At 73.2% G+C, this 19,624-nt stretch carries 21 protein-coding genes; 4 read left to right on the top strand and 17 right to left on the bottom strand.

Annotated features, from left to right (window positions below):
* Positions 1-218 precede the first annotated feature (218 nt).
* Positions 219-815, top strand: a complete 597-nt coding sequence (locus tag ACIP93_RS32140) for a dTDP-4-dehydrorhamnose 3,5-epimerase family protein (RefSeq protein ID WP_345219986.1) — start codon at positions 219-221, stop codon at positions 813-815.
* On the opposite strand, the gene ACIP93_RS32135 is transcribed toward ACIP93_RS32140, so the two are convergent.
* Entirely contained in the window at positions 806-2,215 is a 1,410-nt protein-coding gene (locus ACIP93_RS32135; protein WP_401764619.1) for an NDP-hexose 2,3-dehydratase family protein, read from the bottom strand. The genes ACIP93_RS32140 and ACIP93_RS32135 overlap by 10 nt on opposite strands.
* 206 nt (positions 2,216-2,421) lie before the next feature.
* Here ACIP93_RS32135 and ACIP93_RS32130 point away from each other — a divergent pair, with 206 nt between their 5' ends.
* Complete coding sequence (locus tag ACIP93_RS32130; protein WP_401764617.1) at positions 2,422-3,414, top strand: Gfo/Idh/MocA family protein; 993 nt, start codon at positions 2,422-2,424, stop codon at positions 3,412-3,414.
* Between the two features lie 21 nt (positions 3,415-3,435).
* Here the strand turns inward: ACIP93_RS32130 and ACIP93_RS32125 are convergent, their stop codons facing one another.
* Together ACIP93_RS32125 and ACIP93_RS32120 are read right to left on the bottom strand one after the other, a co-directional pair.
* The gene (locus ACIP93_RS32125) at positions 3,436-4,380 is read right to left on the bottom strand and encodes an MBL fold metallo-hydrolase (RefSeq protein WP_345219928.1); all 945 of its coding nucleotides are present in this window, start codon (positions 4,378-4,380) and stop codon (positions 3,436-3,438) included.
* A gap of 99 nt (positions 4,381-4,479) precedes the next feature.
* Positions 4,480-4,899 carry a nuclear transport factor 2 family protein gene (locus tag ACIP93_RS32120; RefSeq protein ID WP_401764614.1) on the bottom strand — a complete coding sequence of 140 codons (420 nt, stop codon included), beginning with the start codon at positions 4,897-4,899 and terminating at the stop codon, positions 4,480-4,482.
* Between the two features lie 267 nt (positions 4,900-5,166).
* Here ACIP93_RS32120 and ACIP93_RS32115 point away from each other — a divergent pair, with 267 nt between their 5' ends.
* Together ACIP93_RS32115 and ACIP93_RS32110 are read left to right on the top strand one after the other, a co-directional pair.
* On the top strand, positions 5,167-6,192 hold the full coding sequence (locus ACIP93_RS32115) for a serine hydrolase domain-containing protein (RefSeq protein ID WP_345219930.1): 1,026 nt from the start codon (positions 5,167-5,169) through the stop codon (positions 6,190-6,192).
* Positions 6,193-6,202: 10 nt separating this feature from the next.
* Complete coding sequence (locus ACIP93_RS32110; RefSeq protein WP_401764612.1) at positions 6,203-6,979, top strand: SDR family NAD(P)-dependent oxidoreductase; 777 nt, start codon at positions 6,203-6,205, stop codon at positions 6,977-6,979.
* Positions 6,980-7,047: 68 nt separating this feature from the next.
* Here the strand turns inward: ACIP93_RS32110 and ACIP93_RS32105 are convergent, their stop codons facing one another.
* The 14 genes from ACIP93_RS32105 to ACIP93_RS32040 form a co-directional block, all read right to left on the bottom strand.
* Positions 7,048-7,908: a class I SAM-dependent methyltransferase gene (locus ACIP93_RS32105; protein ID WP_401764609.1), complete on the bottom strand. Its 861-nt coding sequence runs from the start codon at positions 7,906-7,908 to the stop codon at positions 7,048-7,050.
* Between the two features lie 120 nt (positions 7,909-8,028).
* Complete coding sequence (locus ACIP93_RS32100; RefSeq protein WP_401764607.1) at positions 8,029-8,718, bottom strand: indole-3-glycerol-phosphate synthase; 690 nt, start codon at positions 8,716-8,718, stop codon at positions 8,029-8,031.
* A complete protein-coding gene (locus ACIP93_RS32095; protein ID WP_401764605.1) occupies positions 8,715-9,383 on the bottom strand; it encodes an N-(5'-phosphoribosyl)anthranilate isomerase in 669 nt (222 codons plus the stop codon). The genes ACIP93_RS32100 and ACIP93_RS32095 overlap by 4 nt, the downstream gene beginning before the upstream one ends.
* Positions 9,383-10,120, bottom strand: coding sequence for a transglutaminase family protein (locus tag ACIP93_RS32090; RefSeq protein ID WP_401764602.1), 738 nt, complete (start codon positions 10,118-10,120; stop codon positions 9,383-9,385). The genes ACIP93_RS32095 and ACIP93_RS32090 overlap by 1 nt, the downstream gene beginning before the upstream one ends.
* Before the next feature lie 49 nt (positions 10,121-10,169).
* Entirely contained in the window at positions 10,170-11,309 is a 1,140-nt protein-coding gene (locus tag ACIP93_RS32085) for an acyl-CoA dehydrogenase family protein (RefSeq protein ID WP_401764600.1), read from the bottom strand.
* Positions 11,309-11,683: an ectoine synthase gene (locus ACIP93_RS32080; protein ID WP_345219937.1), complete on the bottom strand. Its 375-nt coding sequence runs from the start codon at positions 11,681-11,683 to the stop codon at positions 11,309-11,311. The genes ACIP93_RS32085 and ACIP93_RS32080 overlap by 1 nt, the downstream gene beginning before the upstream one ends.
* 24 nt (positions 11,684-11,707) lie before the next feature.
* Positions 11,708-12,586, bottom strand: coding sequence for a tryptophan synthase subunit alpha (gene trpA / locus ACIP93_RS32075; protein ID WP_401764598.1), 879 nt, complete (start codon positions 12,584-12,586; stop codon positions 11,708-11,710).
* Positions 12,579-13,616: an anthranilate phosphoribosyltransferase gene (locus tag ACIP93_RS32070; protein ID WP_401764595.1), complete on the bottom strand. Its 1,038-nt coding sequence runs from the start codon at positions 13,614-13,616 to the stop codon at positions 12,579-12,581. The genes trpA and ACIP93_RS32070 overlap by 8 nt, the downstream gene beginning before the upstream one ends.
* Before the next feature lie 2 nt (positions 13,617-13,618).
* A complete protein-coding gene (locus ACIP93_RS32065; protein WP_345219940.1) occupies positions 13,619-13,882 on the bottom strand; it encodes an acyl carrier protein in 264 nt (87 codons plus the stop codon).
* A 2-nt stretch (positions 13,883-13,884) separates the two neighbouring features.
* Complete coding sequence (locus tag ACIP93_RS32060; RefSeq protein ID WP_345219941.1) at positions 13,885-15,408, bottom strand: AMP-binding protein; 1,524 nt, start codon at positions 15,406-15,408, stop codon at positions 13,885-13,887.
* A gap of 190 nt (positions 15,409-15,598) precedes the next feature.
* Positions 15,599-15,862, bottom strand: a complete 264-nt coding sequence (locus ACIP93_RS32055) for an acyl carrier protein (RefSeq protein ID WP_345219942.1) — start codon at positions 15,860-15,862, stop codon at positions 15,599-15,601.
* Positions 15,863-15,926: 64 nt separating this feature from the next.
* Positions 15,927-17,192, bottom strand: a complete 1,266-nt coding sequence (locus tag ACIP93_RS32050) for a ketosynthase chain-length factor (RefSeq protein ID WP_401764592.1) — start codon at positions 17,190-17,192, stop codon at positions 15,927-15,929.
* Positions 17,189-18,454 carry a beta-ketoacyl-[acyl-carrier-protein] synthase family protein gene (locus ACIP93_RS32045; protein ID WP_345219944.1) on the bottom strand — a complete coding sequence of 422 codons (1,266 nt, stop codon included), beginning with the start codon at positions 18,452-18,454 and terminating at the stop codon, positions 17,189-17,191. Before ACIP93_RS32045 ends, ACIP93_RS32050 begins: the two co-directional genes overlap by 4 nt.
* Positions 18,455-18,579: 125 nt before the next feature.
* Positions 18,580-19,560, bottom strand: coding sequence for an aromatase/cyclase (locus ACIP93_RS32040; RefSeq protein WP_401764588.1), 981 nt, complete (start codon positions 19,558-19,560; stop codon positions 18,580-18,582).
* Between the last annotated feature and the right edge of the window lie 64 nt (positions 19,561-19,624).

The following is a 19,624-nucleotide window of genomic DNA, read 5'->3' as shown; positions in this document are numbered from 1 at the left end:
TCGGGGCAGCGGCCGCAGTACGGCTCGGGTGCCGCTGGAGCCGTCGGCGTCGACCGCGGCTCCAGCCGGGTGGCCCACGCTGGGGCGGTCCGCGGCGCCGCCGCCCGTCCTTGCCAGGAGGCCAGATGAAGACCGACGCGACCCACACGACGGACGTGACCCGCACGACCGACGCGACCCGCACGACGGACGTGCCCGGCTCCCGGGCCGCCGCTCCGATCACCGCGCGGGCGCTGGCGGTCGAGGGTGCCTTCGTGTTCACGCCCCAGGTGCACAGGGACGAGCGGGGGATCTTCACCTCCCCGCTCCAGGGCGAGGACTTCGCCCGGACGGTGGGCCATCCGCTGCCCGTCGTGCAGACGAACCACAACCGGTCGGCGCGCGGGGTGCTGCGCGGAATCCACTTCACGACCACGCCGCCCGGTCAGGCGAAGTACGTGCACTGCGCCGCGGGCCGGGCGCAGGACTTCGTGGTCGATCTGCGGTGGGGCTCCCCCACGTTCGGCGTGTGGGACACGGTGGCGATGGACACCGTGTCCTTCCGCTCGATCTACCTCCCGGTCGGGGTGGGGCACGCGTTCGTGGCGCTGGAGGACGACACGGTGATGTCCTATCTGGTGTCGTCCCCCTACCGTCCCGGCCTGGAGCAGTCCCTCGACCCGTTCGACGCGGAGCTCGCCCTGCCGTGGCCGAAGGGCTTCGCGCTGACGCTCTCCGAGCGGGACAGGCACGCGGTCTCGCTGGCCGAGGCCCGCGGGCGGGGCATGTTGCCGCGGTACGAGGACTGCCTGGAGGTGACGGCCGGTTACGCGTGAGCCGCCGCCCCGACGGGCTCGGCCGGCGAGGTGGCGGGCAGGAAGCCCAGCAGGGCCAGCAGGGTGCGCGCCTCCACGTTGAGGTGGCCGCCGTGCCGGACGAACCCGATGAGCTGACGTACCGTCATCCATGTGTAGGCGGGCGGCAGTTCGAGCGGGAAGTCGTCGTCCGTCTCGATGAGCGCGTAGCGGATGCGGGCGTGGTAGAAGCGCCCGCCCTCCTCGGACTGCACGGTGTCGAACCGGATCTGGTCGGGCCTGGCGGAGAGCACGGTGTCCAGGAACTCCAGCCGGGGCGCGGGCCCCCGGCCGTCCCGCGCGCCCGGCCCGTAGTCGGCCGGCTGGCACTGCACGGTGGGGGCGAGCTCGACGCGGGCCATCGCCGCCGTCTCGGTGCGGGCCTGCACCAGCAGGTGCAGCGCCCCGTTGATCCGCTTGGCCAGGAAGGCGGCCACGCCCCGGCTGTTGGGCATGAGCATGGGCTGGGACCAGCCGGGCACCTCCCGGTGGGAGGCCTCCACGCGGACGCCGAGGACGGTGAAGTGACGGCCCGTGTCGTGTGTGACGACCCCCTCGCGCATCGTCCACCGGGCGGTGTCCGCGAGGGGGACGAGCCGGCGGATGAGGGTGCAGCGCTCCTTGGCGCGGGCCAGGTGCCGCAGCAGTGCGGCGCTGCCGTGCAGCGGCCTTCCCTGCGGGTCCCAGGAGGCGGCCAGCGCGCCGTGGAAGGAGTCGGGGTCGGCCGCCGCGGCCCGGGTGGGCGGGCGCAGGCCGACGGCGCCCGACAGGACCGTACGGGTGTCCATGTTGATCAGGTCGTCGATCTGCAGCAGTTCGGCGATCTGGTCGAAGGTCAGCCAGCAGAACCCCTCCAGGAGGGGGACGTCCTCGTCGGTCCGCACGATCATGTTGCGGTTGCGTTTGGCGAAGAACCAGGCCGCCTGTTCGGACTGGAGCGCGTCGCTGAGGACCTGGCCGCGGCCGGGGTCCAGGAAGTGCCCGAGGTAGGGCACCGGCCGTCCGCCGTGCACTCCGGTGTAGTTGCTCCGGGTGGCCTGCACGGTCGGTGAGAGCTGTACGGGGACGGAGTTGCCGGGCTCCATCTTCGCCTGGAGCAGGCAGTGCGGGACGCCGTGGAACTCCTTGACCAGGATGCCGAGCATGCCCTGTTCCGGCTGGACGAGGATCGGCTGCTGCCAGGCGTCCACGTCCCGGCCCGCCCGTTGGACGTCGAGTCCCTGGACGGAGAAGAAGCGTCCGCTGCGGTGGACCAGATTGCCGGTCCCCTCCTGGAGGGACCAGCCCTCCAGCCGGTCCAGGGGGACCCTCGTCACCTGGTGCGCCTGCGCCGCGCAGGCCTGGGCGAACCACTGGTGGAATTCCGCCGTGCTGGAGAACATGCGGGCCCTCTCGTCTGGTCGGCCGCGACCGCCGCACGACCGCCCGTTCAGCGTCGGCGACGCCGCTCGCCCCCGTCTCGATCCGGGATCGAGACGGGATCGAGCGGCCTCGGCCACCGTGGAGGGCGCCGGGCCGGGCGCGTTGACGTGGCCCTGCGACCGACCGGGGCTCCGGGCCCGACCGAGGACGACGGGAGTTCACCGCCATGGCTGTTGCCTCCGAGGCCGCCGATGGGCCGCTGCGGCTGGGCGTGCTCGGCTGTTCCGGGTTCGCGCGCCGCCGCATGCTGCCCGCGATGGCCGCCCATCCCGGGGTACGCCTCCACGCCGTGGCCAGCCGGTCGGCCGAGCGGGCCGCGGCCACCGCGACGCCGTTCGGGGCCAGGCCCGTCGTCGGGTACGGAGAACTGCTCGCCGACCCCGAACTGGACGCCGTGTATCTGCCGCTGCCGGCCGCGCTGCACGCCCCCTGGGTGGAGGCGGCCCTGTCCGCGGGCAAACACGTACTGGCCGAGAAGCCGCTGACCACGGACCCCGGGCAGACCCGCGCGCTGCTGGCGCGGGCCCGCTCGCTCGGCCTGGTGCTGCACGAGAACACCCTGTTCGTCCACCACGGCCAGCACGCGGTGGTGCGCCGGCTGCTGGCGGAGGGGGCGATCGGTGAACTGCGCGCCCTGCACGCCGCGTTCACGGTGCCCGCGCCCGCGCCGGGAGACATCCGGTACGACCCGGAACTGGGCGGCGGATGCCTGGCCGACATCGGCCTGTACCCGGTGCGGGCGGCCGTGCACCTGCTCGGCACCGGGCTCGACGTGGTCGGCGCGGTGCTGTCGTCGGCGCCGGGGCAGCGGGTGGAGACCTCCGGCGCGGCGCTGCTGCGCCGGGCGGACGGGGTGACGGCGCAGCTGACCTTCGGGATGGAGCACGCCTACCGGTCGCGGTACGAACTGTGGGGCAGCGAGGGGCGGATCACGGTGGACCGGGCGTTCACCCCGGCCGCCGACCACCGCCCCGGGCTCCTGGTGGAGCGGGCGGACGGCACCCGGACGCTGACCCTGCCGGCCGAGGACCAGGCGGTGGCCGCCCTCACCGCCTTCGCCGACTCCGTGCACGAAGGCAAGGGCGGTGCGGACAACGAGGCGGACCTGCTCGCCCAGGCGGAGCTGCTCACCCGGATCCGGCGGGCGGCGGGCGGCTGAGGGGCTGCCGGGCGGGCCGCTTCAGGCGAGGCAGTGGGGCGGCCGTCCGTGGTACGCGATCATCTCGCCCAGCGCCTGCTCCATGACCGGCATCGGCAGTGCCTCGGCCGCCTCGGTGCCGGCCAGTTCCGCGTAGGCGCGGTGCAGGTTGGGCACCAGGCGCTCGGCGTCCAGCAGGTCCGCGTACGGGCCGAGATCGGCCTCCCGCGCGGTCTGCACCGGGGTGAGGCCCGCGGCCCGGCCCTGCGCGGCGAGTTCCGCCACCCGGCGCAGATAGCCCTCGACGGTGTCGAACACCTCGGGGCCGCAGACGGGGCCGTGGCCGGGCACGACGGTGGTCGCGCCGAACGCGCGCAGCCGCTCCAGGGCATCGAGGGAGCCCGCGAGCGAGCCCATCAGGAAGAACGGGGTCACCCCCTTCATCACCAGGTCCCCGGTGAACAGGACCTTCTGCTCGGGCAGCCACACCACGGAGTCGTTGGAGGTGTGGGCCCGCGGCCCCACGTGCACCACCTCCGCACGGACGGAGCCGATGTGCAGGGTCAGCGCGTCCCGGAAGGTGAGGGCGGGCGGCACCAGCGTGAGGGTGCCCCAGTCGACGTCGGGCCACAGCCCGGTCAGGTGCAGGCCCGAGGCGATCATCTCGGTGCGGGTGCGTTCGTGGCCGACGACCAGGGCCTCGGGGAAGAAGTGGTTGCCGAAGGCGTGGTCGCCGTGGAAATGGGTGTTGACGACGGCCTGCGGGGCGGCCGGGGCCAGCCGCAGCGCCGCCCGGCGCAGGGCGCGGGCCCGGGACTCCGTCGCGACGGTGTCGACGAGGGCGCTGCGACCCTCGGAGACGATCACTCCGGCGTTGTTCAGGCACCATCCGCCGGGCGGCTGGACGAAGGCGTGGACGCCGTCGGCGACCTCGGTGGTGCGGTCGGTCACGGGGGCGGGGACGACGGCGGGGGCGGGGTGCGGCACGGCGGGACTCCTCACACGGGGCAACGGGCGCAGCGAGTCTGGCCCCGGCCGCTCGCAGCGCGGTCGAAGGGCCGCTGACCGGGGTCCGCGCCCGGCGCCTCAGAGGTGGTCGCCCCAACCGCCCTGGATCATGGTCTGGAAGACCCAGCGGCCGTCCTGCTTGATCAGTACGTCCGCGTAGCACATCCGGTGCTCCTCGTCGTCCACGGTCGCGGTGCAGTCGGTGAAGACCACCACCGTCGCGGCGGAGAGGAAGACCGGGGTGCGGGTGGAGGCGAAGGACGCGCCCTCCCCCATGACGTGCCGCATGGTCTCGACGAACTGCCCGCGCTCCCACTGCGCCGACCGTCCGTCGCCCCGGGAGTCGTCGCTGACGAGGTTGAGCGGGAAGACGGCCATGTCGGCCATCTCCTCGACGCGGCAGGCCGAGCAGTGGTCGTCGTAGGCGGCGAACCAGGCGTCGAGCGCGGCGAGTTCCTCGGCGGTCGCCGCGTATCCGGTGTCGACGGGAAGAATCACGGGGGCATCTCCCTCACGCTGTTCAAGTTTGACTAGTACGGTGACCGATCATACACACTCAGCGATGAAAACGTAGTGGAGCATTCCGGCTGTCCGGCCGCCCCTCCCCCCCTCCCCCCAGAAAGCCGCTCAGGCGAGGCTCAGGCGTACCTCCACGGGACACCGCGAGGCTCGACCGGAAACGTAACGACTGCTACCCGATGGGGGTTTCGCGAGATGACGCAGACAACGGTCGGCCGACCGACGGTTTCACCTCTTCAGGAGGCTGTGCAGAAGGCGGCGGACCGCCTGGTCGAGGCGGGCGCGGGAGGCGTCCAGTTCCGCGTCGCGCGCGGCAGCGAGCAGTTCGTGGTGACCTCCGGCCGCGCCGAGCTGGGCACCGACCGGCCGGTGCCGGCCGACGGCCGCTTCCGGATCTCCTGCATCACCAAGCCGTTCGTGGCGGTCGTGGTGCTCCAGCTCGTCGCCGAGGGCAAGATCGTCCTCGACAACACGGTGGAGAGCTACCTGCCCGGCCTGCTGCCGTACGGCGAGAAGATCACCATTCGCAACCTGCTGCAGCACACCAGCGGCCTGTACAACTACGCGGACTCCTTCCAGAAGCCGGGCGACCGGTTCCTGCGCGACCGCTACAAGGACTACGACCCCGCCGACCTGATCGCCATCGCGGCGGCCAAGCCGCTGGAGTTCGAGCCGGGCACCAAGTTCGCGTACTGCAACACCAATTACTTCATCATCGGCCTGCTCATCGACAAGGTCACCGGCCGTTCCTACCGCACCGAGATCACCGAGCGGATCCTGGAGCCGCTGAAGCTGACCGAGACGGTGCTGCCGGGCCACGACCCGAACATCCCCGGCCCGCACGCGCGCGGCTACATGCAGATCGGCGGCGAGGCCGTCGACGTCACGCTGATGAACCCCTCCGAGGCCGGCTGCGCGGGCGAGATCATCTCCACCACCCGTGACCTGGACACCTTCTTCTCGGCCCTGTTCAGCGGAAAGCTGCTGAACGAGCCGGAGTTCAAGGAGATGACCACGCCGCTGCCCCCGGAGATGATCGAGAACCTCCCGATGGGCATCGGCTACGGCCTGGGCATCATGAAGCTGGCCAACGACAACGACCTCGACCTGTGGGGCCACGGCGCCGGCATCCCCGGCTACGCCACCCTCGCGGCCACCACCCAGGACCTGTCGGCGCGCTGCCAGCTGTCCTTCACCATCGGCGACAAGGACTTCGGCCCGGAGGCCGAGGAGGCCGTGATCCGCGGCGTCAACGTCGCCCTCTGCTCCTGAGGGGCCGGAGATGGCACCGGTGGCACAGAATGCCGCGCAGGACACGTCCCAGGCCGTCGTCGTCACCGGCGGCGGCACCGGGATCGGCGCGGCGAGCGCGCGGGCGTTCGCCGAGAACGGCGCCCGGGTGCTGGTCGTCGGCCGGACCGAGGCGCGGCTGAAGGAGACCGCCGCCGGCCACGAACGGATCAGCACGCTCGCGGTGGACCTCCACGACGAGGACGCGCCCCGTCGGGTCGTACTCCGGGCGCTGGAGGAGTTCGGCCGCCTCGACGTGCTGGTCAACAACGCGGCCGTCACCTCCTTCGCCGGGCTCCAGGACCTGGAGCCCGACACCGTCCGCGAGCAGATCGGCACCAATCTGCTGGGCCCCGTCTTCCTCACCCAGGCCGCCCTGGACGCCCTGGAGGAGACCAAGGGCGTGGTGGTCAACGTCAGTTCGGCCGGTTCGCTGGGCCGCCGGGCCTGGCCGGAGAACTCCGTCTACGGCATGGCCAAGGTCGCCCTCGACTTCCTCACCCGTACCTGGGCGGTGGAGCTGGCCCCGCGCGGCATCCGCTGCGTGGGCATCGCCCCCGGCGTCGTGGACACCGGCGTCGGAGTGCGGGCGGGCATGCCCGAGGACGCCTACCGGGGCTTCCTGGAGCAGATGGCCGCGCGCATCCCGGCCGGCCGGGTGGGCCGTCCCGAGGAGATCGCCTGGTGGATCGTGCAGTTGGCACGGGCCGAGGCGGCGTACGCCAACGGCACCGTGCTGGCGGTGGACGGGGCGCTCTCGGTGACCTGAAACAGGCTCTTGCGCAGGTGCGCCCGGCCGGGAAGTCCCGGCCGGGCGCACCTGCGTGCCGTGGTCCGTCAGCGGGCGACGGTGGCCGTCACATAGCGGACCGGGACGTCGATGCGGACGGGGCCGCCGTCCTCGCGCAGTGCTTCGAGGGCGTCGATCAGGCGCGTGCGCAGGGCGGCGGCCTCCGGCGCGGGCAGGTGCTGCCACAGCAGCCGCATGCCCTGCGTGTGCGACCAGTCCACCCATGCCTCGCCGGACACCGCCGTCATCGCCACGTTCTCGTCGGTGATCTCCACGTCGGTGAACCCCGCCTTGTCGAGGGCGGCCACCAGGTCCGCGGGGACCTCCAGCCAGGAGTGCAGCTGGCGGTGCAGCTGCTCGGGGTGCCAGGCCGCCGGCAGGTGCTCCAGCAGGGACATCGGGATCAGCTCGGTGAACATCGGGGGCAGGAAGGGGAAGGTGTCACGGGTGAAGACGGGGCTGGTGAAGGCGACCCGGCCGCCGTCCCGCAGCAGCGCGGCGTAGCGGGCGAGCGCCGCACGGGCGTCCGGCAGGAAGATCACGCTGTAGCTGCCGAGCACCAGGTCGAAGGAGCGGTCCGGGAGTTCGGGGTACTCGCCGTCCATCACCCGCACCTCGACGTTGCCCAGCCCCCGGCGCCCGGCCTGCCGGCCGGCCTCCTCGACCATGGCCGGTGCGATGTCGATGCCCAGCGCCGAGCCCTGCGGCCCGATCAGCGCGGCGGCGGGCAGCAGGGTGGCGCCGAGGCCGCAGCCGACGTCCAGCAGGTCCTGGCCCGGCCGCGGGCCGGCCAGCTCCACCAGCCTGCGGCCCATGGGCGTGAAGAACTCCACGCCCAGCCGGTCGTAGGTCGCCGCGGCCTCGTTGAAGGCGTCGGTGACTTTCATCTTGTACAGGGCGCTGTCCACGGGCAACTCCGGAGGTCGAGGTGGGGTGTTGGGCTTCATCGTGCACAGCACGGCACAAGGCGCACTGGAGCGTCCGTGCAGGCCGGCTCGATGCCGTACGGGCTTCAGGGGTACGGGAGTTCAGGCGCGGGCCGCGTCCAGTTCCGCGCACCACCGGGTCAGGCTGGGCGCGCCGAGGAGGCCGGTGCCGATGAGCAGGCCCGCGTACCCGGCGTCCAGCAGCCGGGCGGCGCGGCCGGGGTCGGTGATGCCGCCTGCGCTCACCGCGCAGCGGGTGCCGGTCGCCAGGACGGCGGGCAGCAGGTCCGTACTGCGTCCGAGGTCCCCGGGGAAGCGTTCCCGGGTGGTGATGTCCTTGTTGTTGACGGCGACCACGCAGTCGGGCCCGGGGGCCACCATGGCCGCCTCGGCCTCGTCGGCGATCTCCACGAAGGGGGTCAGCCCGAGCTCCAGGGCGTGGCCCGCCAGCCGGGCCAGAACGCCCGCGGGCAGCAGCTTGGCGGTCAGCAGCACCGCGGAGGCGCCGAGTTCACGGGTGCGCACGAGCTGGTTGCGGCTGGTGATGAAGTCCTTGCGCAGCAGCGGCAGTTCGGTGAGGGCAACGACCTCGGCGAGCAGGTCCTCGGTGCCGCCGAACCAGTGTCCGGTGACCACCGAGATGCACGGGGCGCCCGCCCGTTCGTAGCGGGCGACGGTCTCGGCGACGGTCCGGCCGCCCAGCAGGTCGTTGCCGTCGGCGTCCTGGCGTTTGACCTCCATGATCACCGGGCGGTGTGCGGAGGTGAGCGCGTCGGCGAAGGTCGGGGTCACGGTGTCCTCCAGGCACGGACCAGGTCCGCGGTCCGGGCTGCGTCGAGCAGGCCTTCGTCGTCCCGGGCGGCGGAGTCCACGTCGATGCCGCACAGGCGCGGGTCGGCGAGGACGGCGTCGAACAGGTGCCGGTTGTCCGGGCGCAGGCCGCCCGCGAGCAGGAAGGGGCGGGTGGTGCGCCGGGCGAGGCCGGCCGCCGTACGGTCGTCCAGGGTGTGCGCGGTGCTGCCCACCCGTCCGTCGGCGGTGGCCGCGTCCAGCAGGAACAGGTCGGTGCCGGCGCGTTCGTAGGCCGGGATCAGGCTCGCCTCCGGGCAGGAGGTGCCGTGCACGTGCAGCACCTTGACCAGGCTCACCCGCGCCGGGAGCTGGGCGCGCAGGGCGCGGACCAGGGCGGGGCGCTGGTAGCCGTGCAGCTGGATCCAGTCGACGCCGCTGTCGACGGCGGCACGGGCCAGGGTGTGGGCCTGGGAGGCGAAGGTGACCAGGACCGACCGCAGCCGGCCGGTGGCGCGGGCCTCGGCGGCCAGCCGGGCCAGTCGCGGGGCGGACAGGTCCGCGCGGCCGCCGGGCACTCCGTGCCACAGGCCCACCAGGTCCGCGCCCGCCCCGGCGACGGCCCGCACCTCGCCCTCGGTTCTCGCGCCGCAGATCTTGACGAGCACTACGCCGTCGCCGCCGTGCCGCGGGCCTGCCGCCTCGTCGTTTCGTGGGCGTCGCGCACCAGGGAACCGCCGGCGAAGCGCGGGCTGTCGTCGGGGAAGAGTCCCGGGTGCCGGGCCCGCAGATCGGCGATGATCCAGTCGTAGGGCAGGTCGTCGTACTCCCCGTGGACGCGCAGGAACTCCATCTGCCGGCGGCCCTGTTCGTCGAAGGGGTGCAGGTGGCTGTCGGCCGTTCCGTCGAACTCCAGGGGGGCCATCCGGTAGAGCCGGCACAGGGTCCGGTTGAAGACCGGGGTGGCCTTCACCCAGCGGCCCTCCAGGTGGATCGAGGTCAGGGCGTGCTGGTGGAACACGTCGCCGCCGAGCAGTTGTTTGAGCCGGTCGGAGGCGAGGTGGTTGCGTACGTCGGTGAGCACCAGGCGGGCCGGGATGCCGAGGGAGCGCAGGCCCGCGGCGTACAGCACGGATTTGTGCATGCACATGCCGGAGCCGCCGGTCACCACCCGGCTGGCGCGCAGTCCCTCGCGGGACAGGTCGGCCCCGTACACCTCGTAGCGGATGCCGTCGCGCACCGCGTAGTACAGCGCCACCGCCTGCTCGGCGGGGGTGGCGGCCGCCGGGACCGCGTCGCGGACGAAGGCGCGGACCTCGGCGCTCTCGTGGTCGATGAACTCGGTCGCGGCCAGGGCCGCGGCGGCCGGGGCCGCGGGGGCCACGGGTTCCGGTGGGGGATTCATGGGGGACGTCATCCGTTTCTGTCGGATCAGCGGTGCAGCCGTACGGGTGTCACAGGCCGAGCATCGAGGCGATGCGGTTGCGCTGGATCTCGGAGGTGCCGGAGTAGATGGTGGAGGCGACGGAGTTGCGCAGCTCCTTCTCGATGCCGTACTCGGCCATGTAGCCGTTGCCGCCGAAGATCTGTACGGCGCCGAGTGCGGAGGCGACGTTCGCCTCGCTGACGACGAGCTTGGCGATGGCCACCTCCTTGGCGGCGTTCTCGCCCGCGGCGAGCTTGCGCGCGGCGCTGAACAGCCAGTGGCGGGCGCTCTCCAGGCCGATCTCCATGTCGACGAGCCGGTGCGAGACGGCCTGGTGGGAGCCGATCGGCCGGCCGAACTGGGTACGGGTGCGGGCGTAGTCGAGGCAGCGCTCCAGCCGGTCGCGCATCTCCCCGGTGTTGACGGCGAAGGAGCACAGGACCTCCCAGCGCATCACATGGTCCAGGACCAGGAAGCCGCCCCCCGTCCGGCCGAGCACCCGCGAGGCGGGGACGCGGCAGTCGTCGAGGAACAGCTCGCCCAGCGGGGAGGTGCGCAGCCCCATCTTGGGGATCGGCCTGCCGAAGGACAGGCCCGGGGTGTCGCGGTCCAGCAGGAAGGCGGTGATGCTGAGCGGGCCCGGACGGTCGCTGGTCCGGGCGTAGACGGTGATCAGGTCGGCGACGGGCCCGTTGCTGACGAATGCCTTGCTGCCGTTCAGGACGAAAGAGTCCCCGTCGCGCACCGCTCTGGTGCGCATGGCCAGGGCGTCGGAGCCGCTGTCCGGCTCGGTGATGGCATGGGCGCCGATGAGTTCCCCGGTGCACAGCCGCGGCAGGTAGCGCTCCTTGAGTTCCTGCGAGCCGAAGCGCTGCAGGGGGACGCCGGTGCTGACCATGTGGCTGGTCACGGAGAAGTTGAGTCCGGCGTCGCGGCAGCCCTGGCCCAGCCCCTCCAGTACGTAGACGGTGGTGAGCAGGTCCTGGCCGAGTCCGCCGAGGCCCTCCTCGAAGGGCAGGCCGAGGATGCCGCTGGCGCGCAGCAGGTCCCACTGCTCCCGGGGGAAGTCCGCCCGGGAGTCGCGTTCGACGTGTCCGTCGCTGATCTTGCCCAGCAGCGGCTGGAGGCTCGTCCTCAGCCGCTGCTGGTCCTGGCTCCACGTCGTCATCAGTACTGGGAGAACTCGGGTGCGTCGAGGTTGTGGACTTCGTCGCCCCGCAGTGCCGGGGTGAACACGCAGACCAGGCGCAGGTCCTCGTGCGGGCTGGCGATCAGCCAGTGCGCGTCGTGCTTGTCGAGGGCGTAGAGGGTGCCCGGGGTGATGGGGTGCGAGTCGCCCGAGGTGTCGACGACCTCGCCGCTGCCGCCGATGCAGTAGCAGGCCTCCAGGTGACGGCGGTACTCCAGGCGGGACTTGGTGCCGGCCCGCACGACCGTGTCGGTGACGGTGTAGCCGAGACCGTCGGAGGCGGTGAGGAAACGGCGGCTGGTGCCGTTGCCCCAGTCGACACTGCGGACGTCGTCGTGCTTACGGATGATCATGACGGGCTTCCTTTCGCGGACGGGTCAGACGGACGGGCGGCGCAGGTCCCGTACGAAGGAGGCGAACTCCTCGACGGGGTCGCGCCCCTCATGGGTGGCTTGTTCGATCCGGGCGACGCCGGCGCTGCCGACGACCGCCGCGTCCGCGCCGGTGCGGCCGAGCGCGGCGATGTCCCCGGCGGTGCGCACGCCGAAGCCGACGGCGACCGGCAGGGCGGTCTGGGCGCGCAACGCGGCGAGGGCGGCGGCCAGTTGACCGGGCCCGGCCGTGGCGGGCGTACCGCTGCGGCCGTAGTGGGCGACCAGGTAGACGTACGCGGAGGCCTCGCGGGCGGCGGCGGACACGGTCTGCGGGCTGGAGACGGCGTAGCAGGTGGTGACGAGCGGCAGCCCCGCGTGGTGTGCGGACTCGACGTGGGCGGCGCGCAGCCGGGGCGGCAGTCCGTGCAGCAGCAGCGCGTCGCAGCCCGCGTCGGCCACGGCCCGGTGGAACTCCCCGAGGCCGCTGCCCTTGACGCTGTGGCTCCAGTCGGCGAGCAGCGCGATGCGCAGGCGGCGCAGGCCGGGCCGGACGGCGGCGACGGCGTCGAGCACGGCCGCGAGGGTGGCCCCGCCGGCCAGTGCCCGCTGTGCGGAGCGGCGGATCACCGGCCCGTCGGTGGGCGAGTGGGGGAAGGGGACGGCGAGTTCCAGGCAGTCGACGCCCTGTTCGTCGAGCATCGCGACGAGTTCGGGCAGCCGGGCCAGCGGGGGGTCGCCCGCGTTCGCGAACACGGCGAGTCCCGGCCGCTCCGGCCCGCGCCCGGCGAAGAATCCGGGCCGGGCGTGGGGGGCCGCGGTGTGCGGGGCGGTGCCCGGCCGGGCCGCGACCGGCAGGACGGGGGTCCCGGGGTTGTCAGGCATGTGCGGCCTCCAGGGACCGCAGGCGCTCCAGCCGGTCGAGGGCGGCGCCGCTCCGCAGGGCGTCGTCGGCGGCGGCCAGGGCCTGGTGCCAGTCGCCGGTCCGCCGGCCGGCCACGGCGAGCGCCGCGGCGTTGAGGCAGACCGTCCGGTGCGCGGTCGCGTTGCCCCGCCCGGCGAGCACCTCCAGGAAGAGGGCGGCGCTGCCCTCCACTCCGCCGTCGGGCACGGCGAGGTCGGCCGGGTCTCCGCCGCCCAGCCCGAGCGGCCGGGGGCTGAGCGTGAACTCCGTGTGCGCCCCGTCCTCGTAGGCGTGGACGGTGTTGGCGGTGAAGGCGAGCAGTTCGTCGGCACCGGCGTCGTTGACGGCCAGCCATACGGTCCGGCCGGCGCGCGAGGCGTACGCGGCGGCGTGCCCGAGTCCCTCCAGGTGCCGGGGCCGGGCGACACCGGTGACCTGTGCGCCCGTGGGGGTGCCCGCGAGGAAGGGCCCGAGGGTGTTGACGAAGGGGCCGAGGGCGCGGAGGTCGAGCGGTGCCACGGCCCGTGCGAGCAGGGCGATCTCCGGCGGGTAGACGAACAGGCCCGCGAAGGCGATGCCGCAGTGCTCAAGGACCGCGTGGGTCTGCGCGTGGGAGGTCGTCGGTGTGATGCCGAGCCGGGTGAGCAGATCCAGGGAGCCGCAGCGGCTCGTGTACGCCCGGGAGCCGGTCTTGACGACGGGGACGCCCGTGGCGGCGGCGACGAGGGCCGCCGCCGTGGAGATGTTGAAGGTGGCAAGGCCGCCGCCGGTGCCGACGATGTTGACGGCTCCGGTGAAGTCGCCGGCGGGCGCCGGGGTCCGGCGCTCGTCCAGCGACGCCAGCAGCGCGTGCAGGGTCTCCCGGCCGGGCATCTCGGTGGACAGCGAGGCGAGGAGGGCCGCGGCCTCCCCGCGCAGCAGACCACCGCTGTGCAGCCGGTCCCAGAACGACCGCCACACCGGCAGTTCCACGGGGACGCGGCCGATGAGCGAGACGACGGCCTCGTGCATGGCTACACGGCCCCCGCGCTGCGGGGTGCGAACCGCTCGACGAACGCGGTGATCGCCGCGACGGTGGTGAAGGAGTCCGGGTCGAGGTCGACGGTGTCGGCGTCGATGCCGTAGCGGTCCTCCAGCCAGGCGATCACCTTGAGCAGTCCGAGGCTGTCGACGACTCCGTTCTCCAGGAGGTCGTAGTCGTCGGCCAGTTCGGCCGCGGGCACGTCGGGCAGGAACTCCTCGACGATGAACGCCTTCACTGCCTGGGCATGGGACATGGTCAGTTCTCCTTGGTGAGAGGGGCCCGGACGGCGAGAGCGCGGTCGACCTTGCCGGTCGAGGTCCTGGGCAGGGGGTCGTCGGTGATGCGCAGGGCCGTGGGAACGGCCGCGCGCGGCAGCCGACGGGCCAGGTGCCCGCGCAGCGTCAGGCTGTGGAGGCCGGAGCCGGCGGCGCGCCGCACGACGGCGTGCAGCAGGTGTCCGGCGCCGGCGTCCGGCACGGCCAGGACGGCCGCCTCGGTGACGTGGGGGTGGGCGAGCAGGACGCTCTCCACCTCCTGGGCGTTGACCCGGACTCCGCGCACCTTGACCTGATGGTCGGTGCGCCCTTCGAGGGTGAGGGTGCCGTCCGGGTGCCGGCGCACCAGGTCGCCGGTGCGGAAGTACGGGTGTGCTCCCCTGCCGGGCGGGGGCGGGGCGAAGACCGGGGCGGCGGCGGCCGCTCCGAGGTAGCCGTCGGTCTGGAAGGGGGTGGAGACCAGGAGTTCGCCGGTGCCCGCTCCTTCGACCACGCTCCCCCGCTCGTCGGCGAGGAAGTGCTCCACGCCGGTCAGGGGGCGGCCGAGCGGGAGCGGGGCGCGGCTCTCGGCGCGGGCGTCGCGCACCTCGTACCAGAAGCTGTCGTTGGTCTCGGTGCACCCGTAGATGTTGTGGAGCCGGGCGCCTGGCATCAGGTCCGGCAGTGCGGCCAGCAGCGGGCCCGGCATGGTGTCGCCGGTGAAGATCGCGTGGCGTACGCCCGCCAGTGTCCGCCCGGTGTCCTGCGCGGCTTCGGTGAGCAGCCGGTAGAGCAGGGGGACGCCCTGGACGACCTGGGGCCGGTGGGTGGCGAGCAGCTCCAGCAGGCGGGGGCCGTTCAGGGCCTGTTCGGCGTCGACGAGGACGACGCGGCCGCCGTGGGCGAGGGTGGTCCAGACATCGAGGAGGCACAGGTCGAAGTTGAGCGGGGCGTAGTTGAGGACGGTGGTGCCGGGCCCGATGCCGAAGGCGTCGGCGGCCCAGTGGACGAACGCGGCGATGCCCTCGGCGCGCAGCGGCACGATCTTGGGTGCTCCGGTGGAGCCCGAGGTGGTCAGCAGCAGGGCGGGCCGTCCGTCGGGCTGCGGTGCGCGGGCGGGCGCGGGGTGCTCGGACGGGGGTACGTCCGGGGCGGCGTCCAGGACCGCGCCCACCCCGGCTTCGGCGCACAGCCTCTCCAGGGCGTCGGCACCGAGGGTGGCCGAGGGCAGCAGGACGGTGCGGTGCTCCAGCAGGCAGGCCAGGACCAGTGCGACGGTGTCGGGCGACTTCACGGCCAGGACCGCGACCGGGGCGTCGCCGGGTGTCGCGCGCAGCCGGGCGCGCTGTTCGCGTACCCGGTGCAGCAGGGTGCCGTAGTCCGTCTCCTCGCCGCGCCAGACCAGGGCCGTGGCGTGCGGGGTGCGACGGGCGTGCGCGAGGAAGCCCTCGGCGGGCCCGGACTCGTGCCCTGCGGGTGCGACCCGGGTGTGCGCGGTCCGCGCCGTGTTCACACTGCTGCCCACAGCCCCTCCCCAGTCCTTGTCGGACGCGTCGTCTGCGTCGTTGGCGTCGTTGGCGTCGTTGGCGTCTTCTGCGCAGGTGTCTGCGTGGTCGTCTGGGTTCGATGGTGGTGATCCGCTCTGGAGAGCGGATGGAGCCCCGCTGCATCCCGGCGCCCCGGCACGGGCGGGGCCCCGGGCCGGGGCCGGTGCGTCAGGCGGCGGCGCGCGCGGTCAGCGCCTGGTTGACGACCTCCAGGTACTGGCCCGGCGTGCGGGCCTCGGAGACGGCCTCCTCGTCCAGGACGACCTCCCACTGGCGCTCGATCAGGCCCGTGGTCTGGAGCAGGGCCAGCGAGTCGTAGCCGAGGTCGTCGAAGGGGACGTCGGTGATGTCGCCGTCCAGGTCCACGCCTTCGTCGGCGCCCGCGGACTCGCGCAGCAGGGCGGTCAGGTCGGTGAGTTCGAACCGGGTCATGGTGATGCCTCATTTCTGTGGGTGCGGGAATCCGTGCGGTGCACGACGGTGAGGGGAAGCTGTCTCAGGCGCGGACCACGGCCGCGGCGTTGAACCCGCCCCGGCCGCGCGCCAGCACCAGTGCCGTCCGCAGCCGGACCCCGGTGCGCGGGGCGCCGGTGACCAGGTCGAGGGGGCAGTCATCGGCCGGGCGGTCGGTGCCGGTGGTGGGCGGGATCACCTGGTCGCGCAGCGAGAACAGGGCTGCCGCCAGGTCGAGGGAGGACCCTCCGGCGGAGAGCCGGCCGGTCATGGTCTTGGGGGCGGTGACGGGTACGCCCCGCTCGCCGAACAGCGCGCTGATCGCCTGCGCCTCGGCGCGGTCGGCGGCGCGCTCGCCCGCGGCGTCGGCGAAGACCACGTCGACCTCCTCGGGAGCCAATCCGGCGTCGGCCAGGGCGAGTTCGGCCGCGGCGCCGAGCCTTGCGCCGCCTGTCTCCGGAGGCGGGTCGAAGGTGGCGGCGTACCCGGCGACCGACCCGTACACCCGGGCGCCCCGGTCGCGGGCGCTGCGGGCGTCCTCCAGCACCAGGAGGGCGCCGCCCTCGCCGGGTACGTAGCCGTCGGCGTCGGCGGAGAAGGGCAGGAAGGCACGGTCGGGGTCGTTGCTGGCGCTCATGCGGCCCTCGGCGACATGGGCGACCCAGCCCCAGGGGCACAGGGCGGAGTCGACGCCGCCGGTGACCACGAGCGAGGAGCCCTTGCGCAGTTGGCGGCGGGCGTGCGCCACGGCGTCGAGCCCGCCCGCCTGTTCGGTGACCAGGACGCCGCTGGCGCCGCGCAGCCCGTGCAGGATGGAGATCTGGCCGGTGTTGACGGCGTAGAACCAGGCGAAGGACTGGTAGGCGCTGACGTGCTGGCCGCCGCGGCTCCACAGGGCCTGGAGTTCGCGCTGGCCGAATTCGAAGCCGCCGGCGGAGCTCGCGGTGACCACCCCTGCCGCATACACGGGCAGGTCCGCCGGGTCGACCCCGGCGTCGTCCAGCGCCTCCTTGGCGACCGCCAGGTTGAGCCGCGTCACCTGGTCGGTCTGGGCGAGCAGCCTGCTGCGTACGTGGTCCTCGGCGACGAAGCCGGGCACTTCGCCCGCGAGGCGGACCGGGTAGCTCGTGGCGTCGAAGCGGGTCAGCGGCCGGATGCCGCTCTCGCCGCGCAGGACGGCGTCCCACCAGGCGCGGGCACCGAGCCCGTTGGGGGCGGCGACGCCGATTCCGGTGACCACGGCCGTCGGGCGCCCGGGGGTGTCCCGGTGGGCCGCGCGGGGGCGGTCGAGAGTGGTGGCGTCGCTCATGCGGTGACTCCCAGGTGCGGGCGGGTCAGGATCATGGCGCTCTGGAATCCGCCGAAGCCGCTGCCCACGGTGAGCACCGTGTCGGTGGGCTGTTCGCGGGCCACCAAGGGGGTGTAGTCCAGGTCGCACGCGGGGTCGGGCTCGTGCAGGTTGGCGGTGGGGGGCACGACGTCGTGGGCGATGGCCAGGGCGCTGGCGGCCACTTCCAGGGAGCCGATCGCTCCCAGGGAGTGGCCGATCATCGACTTGATGGAGCTGATCGGCACCTCGTGGGCGCGCTGCCCCAGGGCGCGTTTGAAGGCGGCCGTCTCGTGCCGGTCGTTCTGCTTGGTGCCGGAGCCGTGGGCGTTGATGTAGTCGACGGCGCCGGCGTCGAGCCGGGCCTCGTCCAGGGCCGCGGTGATGGCCTCGGCCATCTCCACGCCGTCCGTGCGCAGTCCGGTCATGTGGTAGGCGTTGCTGCGGCTGGCGAAGCCGGATATCTCGGCGTAGACCTGTGCCCCGCGGCGGCGGGCGTGCTCCAGCTCCTCGACGACCAGGACGGCGGCCCCCTCGCCGAGCACGAACCCGTTGCGGGTGCGGTCGAAGGGCCGCGAGGCGGTCCCGGGTTCGTCGTTGCGCGGGCTGGTGGCCTTGATCGCGTCGAAGCAGGCCACGGTGATCGGGGAGATCGGCGCCTCGGTGGCGCCGGTGATCATGACGTCGGCGCTGCCTTCGCGGATCAGCTCCACGGCGTGGCCGACGGAGTCCAGGCCCGAGGTGCAGCCGGTGGACACCAGGGACACCGGTCCCTGGGCCCCGGCCAGCCGGGCCACTTCGGCCGCCATGGAGCTGGGCACGAAGTAGTCGAAGAGGTGCGGTACGGCCCGGGTGTGGTCCAGGACCCAGTCCGCGCCGCCTCGGCTGACCTGTGCGTACTGCACGTCCAGGCCGGTGGTGCAGCCGACCGCGCTGCCCAGGGTGACACCGGTGCGCAGTGCGTCGAGTTCGCCGGTCAGCCCGCTGTCGGCGAGTGCTTCCGCCGTGCTGACCAGGGCGAACTGGGTGGCCCGGTCCAGTCGTTCGGCCTCGGCGGGGGTGAATCCGTGGTCGGCGGGCTCGAAGTCCGCCTCCGCGGCGATACGGGAACGGAACTGCGCCGGGTCGAACAAGGTGATGCCCCGGGTGGCGGTGCGGCCGGAGGTGAGGACCGACCAGAACTCCTTGGTGCCCACGCCGCCGGGTGCGACCACGCCGATTCCGGTAATCACGACCCGCCTCATCGGCTTTCCTTCACAGTTGTCCTCCAGAGGTCACGGCGGCAGCGCGGATCGCTGCCGCGGGGGAACCCGGTCCAGTGGGTCAGAGCAGCCGTACCGCCGGGTCACGGCCCGACGCGCACCGCGTCTCAACGCGTCGCGGTGGCGTTCTGCGCGAACTCCTTGGCGAGCGCGAGGGTGGCGCCGGAGTTGCGGCCCAGCGCCTCGCGGACGTAGCGGCGGGCGGCGGCGACGTCCGCCTCGGGCCCCAGGATCCGCTCGATGTTCTCCGGCCGCAGGACGACGCTGTGCTGCGAGGTGACCTTCACACCGGTCCCCTCGGGGCGCAGGGACCATTCGCCGGTGTGGGCGGCCATCAGCGCGGGCGTCGCGGTCTGCTTGTAGACGATGCGCCCTGCCTCGGGGAAGCAGACGCGCACCGATTCGGTGGTGTGCACCGAGCCGTCGGCCGTGCGGGTGTCCATCGACATGACCTGCACCCCCGGCGTCTCCTCGACCAGGTCCAGGCGGTCCACGTGGGGTACGCGCTCGGGCCAGTCGCCCACCCGGTACAGGAAGTCGTAGACGCGCTCGGCCGGCCCTTCGACGTGCACCGAGTCCTCGAAGGACAGCACCAGGTCGTCGAGTTCGCGCCAGCGTTCGGCGAGCGCCTTGAGGCGGCCCAGTTCCGAGGTGCTGTTGGTGTCGGTGGCGCGCTGCACCCACTCGACGTCCTCGGCGCGGTCGTCGGCCACGGTGAAGTCGTGCAGCAGCGTCAGCCGGGTGGCGAGCTCGCCGGTCTCCTCGACGATCCAGGTGCCGCCCATGCCGGTCAGCGGCGCGGCCGGGATCTCCTGGCGGAACTCGATGCGGCGCCGGCCCGGGTCCAGTTCGCGGCGCGAGGTCCACGTCTTCACCGTGCCGTTGGCGGTGGCCCACATCCGCAGCCGCTCCGTGCCCCCGCCGCCCTGTGCGCCGTCGGGGCCCGTGCCCTCCAGGCGTTCGACGTGAATGTTCGGGGGGAAGTACAGCGGCCACTTCCCCGTGTCCGCGATGATCCCGTAGACGACTCCCGCGGGCGCGGCGATCTCCACTTCGTGCGACGTGCGGTGCACCTTCTCAGCGGACACCTGTTCCACCCTTCTCTGCTCTGCTTGGCGGCTTCGACGGTCCCCGGACCCGCTGGAGGCCGGG

This window comes from Streptomyces sp. NPDC088745 (genome assembly GCF_044751045.1).
In the GTDB taxonomy this organism is placed as follows: Bacteria; Actinomycetota; Actinomycetes; order Streptomycetales; family Streptomycetaceae; genus Streptomyces; species Streptomyces cremeus.
The sequence above is the reverse complement of the archived record's forward strand: the minus strand, read 5'-3'. Positions and strand labels throughout refer to the sequence as shown.